The organism is Barnesiella sp. An22 (genome assembly GCF_002159975.1).
Lineage (GTDB): Bacteria > Bacteroidota > Bacteroidia > Bacteroidales > Barnesiellaceae > Barnesiella > Barnesiella merdigallinarum.
Genome location: NZ_NFJR01000006.1, coordinates 170,187 through 183,718, shown reverse-complemented (window position 1 = coordinate 183,718; position 13,532 = coordinate 170,187). Strand labels below are relative to the sequence as shown.

The following is a 13,532-nucleotide window of genomic DNA, read 5'->3' as shown; positions in this document are numbered from 1 at the left end:
TATCTTTATGGATAGAAGATGGGATGCGGTTCGGGATAATCAGACTCGAAATTTTGTTTCGGTTTGCCTCTCCGACCACTTTTCACTATCGTTTGTTACACGAAGACAGGAGGTGGCTCGACATGGTCAAATTTGAAAACAAAGTTTTCATTTGCCACTGCTCTCGCCTTTCACTATCTTTGTAGAAGACAGGAGGCGGCTCGGCATGGTCAAATTTGAAAACAAAGTTTTCATTTGCCACTGCTCTCGCCTTTCACTATCTTTGCAGCGGATAATAAAAATAAGAGAAGAATATGGCAGAGTCGAATTTTGTAGATTATGTGAAGATACTTTGTCGCTCGGGCAAGGGTGGCGCCGGAGCCATGCACCTGTACCGGGCCAAGTATGTGCCCAAAGGCGGTCCCGACGGCGGCGACGGCGGCCGGGGCGGTAATATTTATTTGCGGGCCAACCGCAATTTGTGGACTCTGCTGCACCTGAAATATTCGCGTCACGTCTTTGCCGGCAATGGTTCGCCCGGCGGGGCCAACCGCAGTTTCGGCAAGGATGGTGAGGACAAGACCATCGAGGTGCCCTGCGGTACGGCGGTATTCGATGCCGACACGGGCGAGTTCCTGTGCGAGGTAACCCAGGACGGCGAGGAGCTGGTGCTTCTCAAAGGGGGCCGGGGAGGCTTGGGCAACTGGCATTTCAAGTCGGCCACCAACCAGACTCCGCGTTATGCCCAGCCCGGTGAGCCGGCTATCGAGCGCACCGTGATTCTGGAGCTGAAACTGCTGGCCGATGTGGGTCTGGTGGGATTCCCCAATGCGGGCAAATCGACCCTGCTCTCTACCATATCGGCAGCCCGTCCCAAGATTGCCGACTATCCCTTTACCACCCTCGAACCCAATCTGGGCATTGTCTCGTATCGCGACAACCGCTCGTTTGTGATGGCCGATATTCCAGGTATCATCGAGGGGGCCAGCGAGGGCAAGGGTCTGGGGTTGCGTTTCCTCCGCCACGTCGAGCGCAATGCCGTGTTGCTCTTTATGGTGCCGGCCGATGCCGACAGCATTCGGGGCGAGTACGAAATCCTGCTGCGCGAGCTCACCGCCTTTAACCCCGATTTGCAGGACAAGCAGCGGGTGCTGGCCGTGACCAAGTGCGACATGCTCGACGACGAGTTGCTCGAGGCCCTGAAAGAGGATTTGCCCGACATCCCTACCGTATTTATTTCGTCGGTGACGGGGCTGGGCATTACCGAATTGAAAGATCTCTTGTGGAATCAGCTCAACGACGAGTCCAACCGGGTGATGACCTTGACGCACCGCAACCTCGATGCCCGTCACCGGGTAGCCGAGGAGGACAATTTCGATACGAGCGCCGGGCTCGACGATGAGGCCGACGACCTGGTCGACGGCGATAACTTCGACGAAGAGGAGTGGTGATGATTCTGCACACGACCGATACCTTCCGCTGGTACTCTTTCCCGCTTTTCGATGCGCTGCCGGGTGTCGTCACCTTTGTCACTACCCGAGGGGGCGTTGTGACGGACGATTCTTTCTCGACCGATAATCTGGGCGAATATACCGACGATGCTCCCGAGCGGGTTGCTGCCAATCGGCAGCGGCTGCGCGATGCCCTGGGGTTCGACTGCCTGGCTGCTCCCCATCAGGTGCATGGGGTGGAGGTGGCTGCGGTTTCCCGCGACTGGCAGGACAGCCCTGACGGCGATAGGCGACAGATGCTCGAGGGTGTCGATGCGGTGATGACCGACCGCACCGGAATAGCTGTGGCCGTCTCTACGGCCGATTGTGTGCCGGTGCTGCTCTACGACCCCGACCACCGGGCTTGTGCCGCCGTGCATGCGGGGTGGCGGGGCATGGCGGCCCACATCATCCGCGCTACGGTCGAGTCGATGCAAGCCCGTTACGATACCCGGCCCGCCCGCTTGTATGCAGCGGTGGGGCCGTCGATAGGTCCCGACAGTTTCGAGGTGGGCGACGAGGTGGTCGAGGCTTTCCTCTCGGCCGGATTCGACGAGCGGGCTGTGGTGCGGCGCTATCCGTCGCGCCGGTCGCACATCGACCTGTGGGCGGCAGCCGTCGAGGAGCTGGAGGCTTGCGGGGTGGAACTTTCGCACATCGAGGTGGCCGGTATCTGTACCCGGGAGCACAGCGACGAATTTTTCTCGGCACGGGCACTGGGTGTGCGCTCCGGCCGTTTTCTCACCGGATTGTATTTTCGGCAGGAGGGGTAAGCCCCGTTCTGTTGCCTGCCTTTGACATTACGCGGGCCTCTTTTTACAGCCCGGGAAACTCTGTCTGTACCGAAATAAAAAAGACTGAACCCTCGATCGAGTCGTCGGGTTACAGTCTTTTATAATCGACCGCACATCAGTCGTCTGGCGGTCGGCGTTTCCCCTGTTTTAGTATTGTCTGTCTCAGTGGGGATAGGTTAGAGAGCCCACTCTGAGGGTGTGCATTGTTGTTTCACCGCGGCGTCGACCGTGGGGAAGAAGGTGAATCCCGTCTGTTGCTCGATATACTCTACCGATTTGCAACAGTCGGTACTGAAGGCGGCGGGATAGTCGCTACGATGCTCGAGCCAGAAGCCGATGGCTTTCAGTTCGCCGGCGTCGCACTGGCCTATGGCTTTCCCCGTATTGCCCGAGCGGGTACGCAGGATTACCTTGAAGTAGTGGGTAGGCACGGCGCACAGTTTGGCGTTGGGGTCGCGGCTGCTGCCGTAGCTGCCGTCGTAGGTCGTGGTGTATCCGTTGCCGAAGTAGCAGCCCGTCACCACATAGAGGGTATCGTTGCAGATGTTGTTGCGGATTTTACTCTCGAGCGACTCCCACACGCCGCTGTTGAAGTCGCTGTTTTGCGGCGTCATGTTCGAGGCGTAGAAGGTCTGGCTGTTCAGCTCGTCGTTCACGGTGCGGTCGCCCGAGGGTATCTGGTGGCCGCGCGAGTAGCCGTCGTAGTAGCAGTAGGGATTGCCGTAGAGCAGTGCCTGGAAACTCTCCTCAATCAAGGGGTCGGCTGCCCAGGCGTCGGTACGTCCGCTGCCACCCCGGTAGCAGGCGTGCAGGGGGTAGGCCACCCACAGGGCGGCATGTTTGTCGCGGTCGAAGAGCAGGGTGTAGTTGCGCACCCGTTGGCCGTCGATGAGTCCGTAGTGTGTCACCACCTCGTCGCTGGTGCCGTAGACCGGCAGCTCGGCCGGGGGGTAGACGGTATTGTCAAAGGCGATGACCTGGCCCGACGGGTCGCCGTCGGTCAGCCGCACATCGTCGATGCGCATCATGTTGGCCCCGTCGGTGGTGCTGAACCGGATACCGAGGGTGCCGTCGGTAAGGCCCTCGACCGAAAACTCGCAGGTAGTGAGCTCCCAGTTGTTGGTCAGCGGCCGGGTATAGTCGAGAGCAATCCACGTCGAGCCGTTACCCACCTCGACCCGCAGGTCGGTGTAGTCGAACAGTTTGTTCTCGGAACTACCGAATTGCAACACGAAGTCGCGTTCTTCGCCCACCCGTATGCCGTTGATGGCGACGAAACTGCCGCTCTTGTTGAAGTAGAGGTTGTTTTTTCCTGAAGCGTAAGGCTTGTAGTCGGCCGACGGGGCGTAGTCCGAGGTCCAGTCGCTCCGCACCGATACGCTCATCTGGTCGTAGGTCTCGCTGCCCTGGCCGGTGCCCGAGGCATTTTTCCAGCCGTCGAACTGGTCGAGGTAGGGCCAGTAGGTATTCTTTTGCGCCACCTCCCGGTCGAAATCGTTGTTATAGATAACAGTGCGTTCGGGGATAACGACCGCCGCTTCGCGTGTGACGGTCACCTCGCGCACGACTGCTTTCTCGTTGTCGCTCCGGGGTACGGTCGATACGGTGAGCTTGCAACTCTCGCCGACCGGAGCGTCGGTGATGCGTATCGTCCACTCGCCGCTTGTCCCCTCGCTTCGATCTATCTTCAGGGCGGCATTCGCCACGGTTGCCCGCCACGAGGTGTTGGTGCTGACAGTGACGACGTTTTTCGACGCATCGTTCTCGTCGAAAGTCAGTTGTTCGGGCGATACGGTGAGGATAATCTCATCGGGAGGGGTTCCGGGCATTTCGGGTTCTTGCTGTTTCTCCTCCTTGCATGCACAGAGGGAAAGAAGTAGCCCCAGAAGGAAGAAAATGACTTTTCTCATGGTCGGTGTATTTTCTGTATATAATTACAAAAATAGTCGAGACCGGGCCAGGCGAGCGGGCAATGCGTCAAATTTTGGCGTCAATGCGTCAAAATGTGCATCATGAAGAGGTTCGACTGGGGCAGAGTTCGATTTAGATACATTGATAAAGGTTGTGGAGCAGCCTGTTAACCCGCTAAAAAATATCAAATACCTCTATTCCCCTGGAGGGAGAGAGGGTATTGGATAGGAACGGGAGGCGATTGTTCGAATCAACTGTTTTTCCCCGATAGGTTGTTTTAAACGAACCTCTCGACCGATTGCGATGCACTGGGCAATAAGCGCATGCTCGGTCACAAGGCCTTGAGTGCCGACGGGCAGAGACGTCCCGACTATGGTTGCTTCGAAACCTGGAATACGGCCGACAACCTGGTTGTCAACCTGAACGATACCGATTATCCGCGGGCCGGTAGTGTGGTCTATGTGGGTAAGTATGGCGAGCTGCGCATGACTTCGGCCTTTACACGCACCTTCTCGCCTTCCTTCCTGCTGTTGCGTCATTCGGCCGGATTGCGGGCCGGCAATCATGCCGTATCGCTCTACAATCTGGCCATCGAGCGCGACCTGAGTCCGCTCATCGATGCCTCGACCGCTTCGTGGGATATGGTGAGCCTGCCCTTCTCGTTGGCAGTCGGTGGAGGGTCGTTGCAAAACGGCGTTACTATCGACGGCAATCCCGTCGAGGCCATACAGGCATCCGACGCGGTGAACGACAATGGTGGACAACAGTTGTATCTCTACCAATACGACGGAGCCAAACGGGCCGAGGATTTGTATAGTGCCGTAGCTCCTCAAAACAGCAAATACTGGACCTTCGAAAATAGTCAGATAGGCGCCAACGTGGGTTACCTCATGGCTACCCCTGTGGCAACCGATGCGGTGACCGTGCGCTTCACTAAGTCTTCATCGGCTCTGCCTGTTTATGAAGAGACGGCCAGTGGAGCGAAGAGTCTGCTCTTGCGGCAATACAATCTGAAGAATGTGGTGAACGGACGTCCTCAGTTTACCTATAAGGAGAACATGGGCTGGAACCTCTTCGGTATTCCGTATCTCTGCTCCTATACCAGCGAGCAGATGAGCATCGACCACATTCTCTACTCGTATGATTCGGCAGCCCGCAGCTTCGTCGCCTTGAACTCGTGGGAGGGCAACACGATAGCTCCCTTCTCGGCTCTCTTCACCCAGACGGCAACTCTGCTCGAGTCGGAAGAACTGACCTTGGACAAACCCGCCATTCCGCTGACTACCTCGCCGGCACCGCACGGCCTCCGGCTGAGCATATCGGGCAACAACCCGGCGGCCGGCAGCGACTGTGTATCGCTTGTAGCCGATGTGATAGACGATGAGCCTATGGACTTCGACATGAGCAACGATGCGTTGAAGATGATGAGCTTCGACCCGCGGGTACCCCAGATTTACGTCTACAATGCCGACGGGGTGCGGTTTGCCCACACCCAGACGGCCGATGTCGAGGGCGAGACCCCGCTGGGCGTCTATACCGGCGAGGCTGGCATCTACGAGATAGCTTTGACCGACGACTCGGACTACGACCGCTACGAGCGGGTAATCCTGAGCGATCACTTCACCAGCTCCAAGGTCGACCTGAAAGAGGGCTCGTATAGCTTTACGGTCGATGATAAGGCCAACGAAAACGGCCGCTTCACGCTGTCGTTTGGCGCGCTGGACGACGAAATGCTTTCGCCTCGCTTCTATTCGCCCGAAAAGCGGCGGTTGCGCGTGGTGAATCTGCAGGGCGGCGAGACGATACGTGTCTACGATACGTTGGGCCGTCAGCAAGTGGTGCGTCAGGCCGCCGGTGCAACCGACGAGTTTGAAATCGAGTCGGGTGTTTATGTGATACGGATTGGACAGAAAAATCCGGTTAAGGGGAAAGTGGTGGTGAAATAGACCGATGGGTCTATTACACCCTTAACCGACTGTAAAAACGATAAGAAACGAAAGGCGTGGAATCGACTTCCACGCCTTTCGTTTCTTTATGCCTGTTTATAAATAGGATTAAATTCGAAATCAGGCAATAATCAATTCGATACCGGCCTCTTCGATACTCTTGGCAATCGAGGGCGAGATGCCCGAATCGGTAACGATGACATCGACCTGGTCGAGGGTGCAGATTTTTCCGAAACCCCGTTTGCCGAACTTGGACGAGTCGGCCAGTACGATGGTGCGCAGCGAAGCGGCAATCATGCGTTGGTTGAGTCGGGCCTCGTCGATGTTCGAGGTGGTGAGACCATAGTCGAGGTCGATGCCGTCGACACCCATGAAGAGCTTGGAGCAGGTGAGGTTGTCGAAGGCGTGAGTGGCCAGGTCGCCAATCACCGAGAAGGAGCTTTTGCGCAGTGTCCCGCCCAACTGAATCACATGGATATGCTCAAACCGGTTGAGCAGGGTCGATACGTTGAGCGAAGCCGTGACCACCGTCAGGTTCAAGTCGTCGGTAATCTCTTCGGCAAAGGCGTAGACGGTGCTGCCCGAGGCCACGATAATCGAATCGTTGGGCTCGATCAGTTTGATGGCTTTGTGGGCGATACGCCGCTTGGCTTCGCTGTTGATACGCTCTTTGATGTGGATATTGATGTCGGCCGTATGGGGATTCACCGGGCTGGCACTCCCGTGCGTACGGAACAAAAGTTTCTTTTCTTCCAGCAGCTTCAGGTCTTTTCGTATGGTAACGGGGGTTACGTCCAGTTCGCGGGCGATGTCCAGAACCTTTACAAATCCTTGGGAATTGAGCTTGTCGAGAATGTATTTGTGTCGTTCTGCAATACTGAGCATATATATTATATAATGTATTTATACGACAAATATAAAATTTATTTGAATAAAGCCCAAATAATATAGATAAATATTTTTGAAAACGAAATGAAATATCTTTGAAACGAAAACGAAACGAAAAATATACACATATTTTCTTGTTTTATCTATCCTTTTTTATTTTCTTTGTATCACGAAAAGAAAGTAGAATCGCGAAGGTTGATAAGAAATCAAAAATTGAAAGATAAGAAAATGAAACGTAAGGGCTTGATAAAAGAGATGGCCGAGGAAAAGAGACCATGGGATTTGTTGGTGATAGGAGGCGGAGCCACCGGGCTGGGCGTGGCAGTCGATGCGTCGAGTCGAGGCTATCGTGTCTTATTGGTTGAACAACACGACTTTGCCAAAGCTACTTCGAGCAGAAGTACGAAGCTGGTGCACGGGGGGGTGCGTTATTTGCGGCAGGGCGATATATCGATGGTAATCGAGGCTTTGCACGAGCGTGGTCGCCTGTGGCGTAATGCTCCGCATCTGGTGAAAGACATGCGTTTCATTATAGGCAATTATCGTTGGTGGGAGCAGCCGTTCTACACGATTGGGTTGTGCTGCTACGACTTCCTGGCCGGCCGGCTGGGTTTGGGACGTTCGTTGCCGCTGTCGAAGAAACAGACGTTGAAGGAGCTGCCGGGTCTGCTGCACGACCACCTGCGCGGCGGTGTGGTATATCACGACGGACAGTTCGACGATTCGCGCATGGCCATTACGCTCATGCAGAGTGCTGCCGATCACGGAGCCGTGTGCATCAACTATATGAAGGTGACTTCGCTGCTCAAGGACCCTTCGGGCAAGATTCGGGGGGCCGTTCTGGAGGATACGCTCGAGGGCGGTACCTACGAAGTGAATGTGAAAGGGGTGGTCAATGCCACCGGCGTGTATGTCGACGACATCATGCAGATGGACAAGCCCGAGAGCCGCAAGAAGGTACGCCCCAGTCAAGGGGTGCATATCGTGGTCGATGCCGCCTTTCTGGGTGGAGAGTCGGCCCTGATGATTCCCAAGACCCGCGACGGCCGGGTGCTCTTCGGGGTGCCTTGGCACGGCAAGGCGGTGCTGGGTACGACCGATACGCCGCTCAATGAAAATTCGCTCGAGCCCAAACCGCTCGACGAGGAGATCGATTTCATTCTCGACCAGGCCGGACAATACCTCACCCGCAAGCCCAAACGCAGCGACGTGCTGTCGGTCTTTGCCGGTCTGCGTCCGTTGGCTGCACCCTCGCACAGCGATTGCAAAAAGACGAAAGAGATTTCGCGCAACCACAAGATATATGTTTCCGACTCGGGCATGCTCACCATTACCGGCGGCAAGTGGACTACCTACCGGCAGATGGCCGAGGATGCGGTCGATAAGGTGGCCGAACTGATAGGGCTCGAACGTCGCCCGTGCGTGACGTGCAAGATGAGGCTGCACGGCTATCGCGAGCAGGTAGACCGCTCGACGTGGGACTACGTCTATGGAAGCGATGCCGACGAGATAGCCGCCATGATTGAGAATGATGCTTCGCTGGGCGACCTGCTCCATATCGGTTACACCTTCCGGGTGGCTCATGTGGTGTGGGCCGTGCGTGAAGAGATGGCGCAGACTGTCGAGGATGTATTGGCCCGCCGGGTGAGAGCCCTCTTTATGGATGCCCGCGCCGCTATCGACATGGCACCCCGGGTGGCCTCGATCATGGCTCGCGAGATGGATAAGGACCGACGGTGGGAGGCCGACCAGGTCGAAGCCTTTACCCGTTTGGCCAAGAATTACATTTTGGCTTGACGGTTGCGCAAGAGGAATAGAGGATAAAAAAAGATAGAGGATAATATGTTGAAGTTGTTCAGACCGGCTCCCGTCATCGACCCCCTTCCCAAGGAAAAGGTCGACAAGGAGTACAAGAAGTTGAGATGGCAGGTGTTCCTCGGTATATTCATCGGGTATGCCGGCTACTATCTGGTACGCAAGAACTTCTCGATAGCCATGCCGGCTCTCGAGGAGATGGGTTTCGACAAGGCCGATTTGGGTTGGGCTCTGTCGGCAGTTTCGATAGCCTACGGCATCAGCAAGTTTGTGATGGGAACCGTCTCCGATCACAGCAATGCGCGGGTGTTCATTCCGCTGGGTCTGGTCGCTTCGGCGGTGATAATGACCGTCATGGGTCTTATTCCTTGGAGCGTCGGTTCGCTCTCCATACTTTTTATGTTCTGCATCTTGTTTGTAAACGGTTGGGTGCAAGGTATGGGTTGGCCTCCGTGCGGACGGGTGATGGTGCATTGGTTCTCGGCCCGCGAACGTGGCGTGAAGATGTCGATTTGGAATGTAGCTCATAATATAGGTGGTGCGGTGATGGCCCCGTTGGCTGTCTTCGGTATCACCCTTTTTGGTAATTGGACCGGCGCATTCTACTTCCCGGCCATCGTAGCCGTGGGGGTAGCGGCCATAGCCTATCTGCTGGTACGCGACACTCCACAATCGTGCGGTCTGCCTCCCATCGAGCTTTATAAACCCGATGAGTGTATGCAGGCCTATTCGGCCGAACAGGAGAAGGAACTCTCTACCCGTGAGATTCTGTTTGGTCATGTGTTCAATAACAAGCTGTTGTGGGTCATTGCCTTTGCCAATGCCTTCATCTATTTTGTGCGTTACGGTGTACTCGACTGGGCGCCGATGTATCTCGAGCAGGTGAAACACATGGATTTGGCCAACAGCAGTTGGTCCTATTTCGCTTTCGAGATTGCCGGCATTTTTGGTACGATACTCTGCGGTTGGCTCTCCGACAAGGTCTTTAAGGGCCGCCGTTCGCCGGTGACCATCATCTACATGTTGCTGGTGATGGTGGCCGTGTATGTCTATTGGAACAGCGCTTCGGCTACGGTGACCAATGTGGCCATGGCCGCTATCGGATTCCTCATTTACGGCCCGGTGATGCTGATTGGTGTCTCGGCCCTCGACCTGGTTCCGAAGAAAGCCGCCGGTACGGCTGCCGGATTCACCGGTCTCTTCGGCTATCTGTTGGGTTCGGCCGTCTTTGCCAACATCGGCATGGGCTATGTCTTCGAGCACTTCGGCTGGGATGGAGGTTTCTTCCTGCTGCTGGGGGCCTGTGCCGTTACGGTGGTGCTGATGCTGTTTTGCAAAGAGGATAGGGCGGTGAACCGTCGATAACCCCGATAGCCGGAGAGTTGGTTCCGGCCGCTTTTCGGGACGATATAAGGAAACTTCAAAAACCTAATAAAAACCATAAATCAAAAAAATTATGAATTTACTAACAAACACACTGCACAGAAGATGGGCTTGCCTGCTGGTGGCTATCATCTTGATGTCTGGTCTACAGATGTTTGCTCAGTCTGGAGGTGGTAATTCGCTGTCCGGTAAGGTGGTCGACAAGTATGACCAACCCATTATCGGGGCCGTAGTCAAGGTTGCCGGAACCTCTATCGGGCGTTCGACCGATGTGGACGGAGCTTTTACTATGAAAAACGTACCCTCCGATGCGACCCTCGAGGTCACTTCTATCGGTTATGAAAAACAGAATGTTTCGGTCAACGGCAAGAACTTTGTTCTTATCAGGATGAAAGATGCCGATCAGCTGCTCGACGAGGTGGTTGTGGTGGGCTACGGTACCCAGAAGAAGGTGAACCTGACGGGAGCCGTGGGAACCATCAGCGCCAAGGAGATTAACGCCCGCCCGGTAAGCAACGTGGCCATGGCCCTGCAAGGTGCCGATCCTTCGTTGAACCTGACGATGGAGTCGGGTCGGTCGAGCGGCGGCTATTCGATGAATATTCGTGGTATATCGTCTATCTCTACGTCCAATACCCCGCTGATTATGGTCGACGGTGTGGTGACCGAGCTGAATATGGTCAACCCCAACGACATCGAGTCGGTTTCTATTTTGAAAGATGCTTCGGCTGCCGCCATCTATGGTGCTACCGCGTCGAAAGGTGTTGTACTTATTACGACAAAGACGGGTGCCGACCAGGCCGGCAAAGCTACGGTAAGCTTCAACGGCCGGTTCGGTTGGTCGCAGAATACGACATCGACCGACTATATGACCTCGGGTTACGATCAGGTGAGCCTGGTCGACAAGGCCTACTACTCGCAGTATGCTACCAACTTTACCAACTATACGGCCGAGGAGATGCAGATGCTGTATGAGCGCCGCAACGACAAGACCGAGAATCCCGAGCGTCCCTGGGTAGTACTGCAAGACGACGGTTCGTATCGGTATTATGCCAACTTTGACTGGTATCATTATCTCTTCCGCAAAACCCGTCCGCAACAGGAATACAACCTCTCGATACGGGGAGGAAACGACCGGGTGAAATATTATGTGAGCGGCCGGTACAACCGCGAGGAGGGTATCTTGAACGTAACCCCCGATACCTACGACACCTATTCGACCCGCGCCAAACTCGATGTGAAGGTTAAACCTTGGTTGCGTTACTCGACCAATGTCAACTTCTTCTCCTCGTCCTATAAATACAGCGGTCTGGCTACCATCAACTCGACCCTGATGGAGGTCGACAAAACCTTGATGGCTTCGTGGCCGGCCAAGACTCCCGAGGGACTGCCGGTCTATGCCGAAACTCATGCCAACACTACCCTCAACGGTGCCGGGCCCTATCTGGTCGACGACCGTTCGCACCATCAGAACAACCAAAAGTATATTATCATAGGCAACCGCTTCGACATCGATATTTTCAAAGACCTCGTCTTGACGGTCGATTACGGCTACAAATACCGCAAACGTCTCAACTCGGTGCGTAACTACAACCTGCACTACTCCAACAAGCAGGGCGAGGAGAAGACCATCATTACCGGTAACTTCAAGGATTACTATCGTGAAAATCACTACGAGACCAACGAGCACAACTTGAATGCCTATGCTACCTATACCCACACCTGGAACAAGGCGCATAACTTTACCGCATTGGCCGGTTATCAGTATCGTGGCTCTCGCAACACCTATTTGCAGTTGCAGCAGCTGGCTCTGTTGAACGAGAACATGTCGACCTTTGCCAACGCTACGGGTGATATTACTCGTGCTCAAACCATCTCCGAGTGGCGTAACAGCGGTTTCTTCGGTCGTGTGAACTACGATTACAAAGGCCGTTATCTCTTCGAAGCCAGTGCCCGTTACGATGGTTCTTCGCGTTTCCGCAGCGACCACCGCTGGGTATTCACTCCCTCGGCATCGGCCGGTTGGCGCATCAGCGAGGAGAGTTTCTGGGAGCCTATCCGAGACGTGGTTGACAATACCAAGATACGTCTCTCATACGGTAAACTGGGCAACCAGGAGGTAGACGACTACTCTTATATTGAAGAGATTCTCACGGGCAATACCATGAGCTATACGCTCGATGGAACCTCGAAGTTGCAATATGCCAGTGTATCCAATCCCAAAACCAGTTACTTGACTTGGGAGACCATCGCTACCTGGAACGTGGGTCTCGACATGTCGTTCCTCAACAATCGTTTGAATTTCACAGGCGATTACTTCATTCGTGATACCGAAGGTATGCTGGGTAAATCGATTGTATTGCCCGGTGTCTTTGGGGCGGTAGAACCCGATGAGAACTGTGCCAACCTGCGCACGAAGGGTTGGGAACTTGCTGTGGGCTGGAACGACTCGTTTGCATTGATGGGCAAGCGTTTCAATTATAGCATTTCGGCTACATTGGGCGATAACAAAACGGTTATTACCAAGTATAACAACCCCGAAAAGAACTTGACCGACATCTACGAAGGTATGGAGTGGGGTGAAATTTGGGGTTATCGTGTAGCCGGCTTGTTCGCTACCGATGAAGAGGCAGCCGAATATACCTCGCGGGTAAACCAGGATGCTGTGAATACTCGTATCCTCACCGATAAAGTCGATCCTTACTACCGTGCCGGCGACTTGAAGTTTATTGACCTCGACGGCGACAATGTCATCAGCAAGGGTGACGAGACTGCCGACAGCCCGGGTGACCGTGAGATTATCGGTAACGAAACTCCTCGTTACTGCTACAGTTTCCGTTTGGGTGCCGACTGGAACGGCATTGACTTTACCGCCTTCTTCCAAGGTGTAGGCAAGAGAGACTGGTACCCCGATTACCTCTCGACCGGATTCTGGGGCCCCTATGCACGCGCATTCACGAGCTTTATCCCGGCCAACTTTATGGACCAGTGCTGGTCGGAGGAGAATCCCGGTGGATACTTCCCCCGTTTCCGTGGTTATCAGACTTTTGCTTCCAGTCAGCTGGGCGTGGCCAACGACCGCTATCTGCAAAATGCCTCTTACCTGCGGTTGAAAAACCTTACCATTGGTTATACCTTGCCGGTATTGAAAAAAGTCTTTACCAGATTGCGTGTCTATTTCACGGGTGAAAACTTGTGGTACTGGTCGCCGATGAAGAAGCATACCCTCTATATCGACCCCGAGGCTGCCGGACAGAACGACGGTACCGGTATGGCATACAGCTACTCGCGTAACTTCTCGGTGGGTGTGGATATTACATTTTAAC

At 54.8% G+C, this 13,532-nt stretch carries 8 protein-coding genes; 6 read left to right on the top strand and 2 right to left on the bottom strand.

Annotated elements, in window-relative coordinates:
- The first annotated feature begins 293 nt into the window (after window positions 1-293).
- Complete coding sequence (gene obgE, locus B5F38_RS08120; protein WP_087408788.1) at window positions 294-1,430, top strand: GTPase ObgE; 1,137 nt, start codon at window positions 294-296, stop codon at window positions 1,428-1,430.
- Complete coding sequence (gene pgeF / locus B5F38_RS08115; RefSeq protein ID WP_087408787.1) at window positions 1,430-2,242, top strand: peptidoglycan editing factor PgeF; 813 nt, start codon at window positions 1,430-1,432, stop codon at window positions 2,240-2,242. The genes obgE and pgeF overlap by 1 nt, the downstream gene beginning before the upstream one ends.
- 197 nt (window positions 2,243-2,439) lie before the next feature.
- Here the strand turns inward: pgeF and B5F38_RS08110 are convergent, their stop codons facing one another.
- Window positions 2,440-4,173, bottom strand: coding sequence for a DNA/RNA non-specific endonuclease (locus tag B5F38_RS08110; protein ID WP_087408786.1), 1,734 nt, complete (start codon window positions 4,171-4,173; stop codon window positions 2,440-2,442).
- A gap of 324 nt (window positions 4,174-4,497) precedes the next feature.
- Here B5F38_RS08110 and B5F38_RS08105 point away from each other — a divergent pair, with 324 nt between their 5' ends.
- Entirely contained in the window at window positions 4,498-6,120 is a 1,623-nt protein-coding gene (locus B5F38_RS08105) for a T9SS type A sorting domain-containing protein (protein WP_087408785.1), read from the top strand.
- 120 nt (window positions 6,121-6,240) lie between these two features.
- On the opposite strand, the gene B5F38_RS08100 is transcribed toward B5F38_RS08105, so the two are convergent.
- Window positions 6,241-7,005, bottom strand: a complete 765-nt coding sequence (locus B5F38_RS08100; protein WP_087408784.1) for a DeoR/GlpR family DNA-binding transcription regulator — start codon at window positions 7,003-7,005, stop codon at window positions 6,241-6,243.
- 231 nt (window positions 7,006-7,236) lie between these two features.
- On the opposite strand from B5F38_RS08100, the gene B5F38_RS08095 reads away from it, so the two are divergent.
- The 3 genes from B5F38_RS08095 to B5F38_RS08085 all read left to right on the top strand — a co-directional run bounded on the left by B5F38_RS08095 (window position 7,237) and on the right by B5F38_RS08085 (window position 13,531).
- A complete protein-coding gene (locus tag B5F38_RS08095) occupies window positions 7,237-8,805 on the top strand; it encodes a glycerol-3-phosphate dehydrogenase/oxidase (protein WP_087408783.1) in 1,569 nt (522 codons plus the stop codon).
- Window positions 8,806-8,850: 45 nt separating this feature from the next.
- The gene (gene glpT, locus B5F38_RS08090) at window positions 8,851-10,188 is read left to right on the top strand and encodes a glycerol-3-phosphate transporter (RefSeq protein WP_087408782.1); all 1,338 of its coding nucleotides are present in this window, start codon (window positions 8,851-8,853) and stop codon (window positions 10,186-10,188) included.
- A 91-nt stretch (window positions 10,189-10,279) separates the two neighbouring features.
- Window positions 10,280-13,531, top strand: coding sequence for a TonB-dependent receptor (locus B5F38_RS08085; RefSeq protein ID WP_087408781.1), 3,252 nt, complete (start codon window positions 10,280-10,282; stop codon window positions 13,529-13,531).
- The last annotated feature ends 1 nt before the right edge of the window (window position 13,532 follow it).

Excerpts from the sequence above, each read along its gene's own strand:
- obgE (WP_087408788.1), top strand. The coding sequence starts at position 294 with ATGGCAGAGTCGAATTTTGTAGATTATGTGAAGATACTTTGTCGCTCG.
- pgeF (WP_087408787.1), top strand. The coding sequence starts at position 1,430 with ATGATTCTGCACACGACCGATACCTTCCGCTGGTACTCTTTCCCGCTT.
- B5F38_RS08110 (WP_087408786.1), bottom strand. The coding sequence starts at position 4,173 with ATGAGAAAAGTCATTTTCTTCCTTCTGGGGCTACTTCTTTCCCTCTGT.
- B5F38_RS08105 (WP_087408785.1), top strand. The coding sequence starts at position 4,498 with ATGCTCGGTCACAAGGCCTTGAGTGCCGACGGGCAGAGACGTCCCGAC.
- B5F38_RS08100 (WP_087408784.1), bottom strand. The coding sequence starts at position 7,005 with ATGCTCAGTATTGCAGAACGACACAAATACATTCTCGACAAGCTCAAT.
- B5F38_RS08095 (WP_087408783.1), top strand. The coding sequence starts at position 7,237 with ATGAAACGTAAGGGCTTGATAAAAGAGATGGCCGAGGAAAAGAGACCA.
- glpT (WP_087408782.1), top strand. The coding sequence starts at position 8,851 with ATGTTGAAGTTGTTCAGACCGGCTCCCGTCATCGACCCCCTTCCCAAG.
- B5F38_RS08085 (WP_087408781.1), top strand. The coding sequence starts at position 10,280 with ATGAATTTACTAACAAACACACTGCACAGAAGATGGGCTTGCCTGCTG.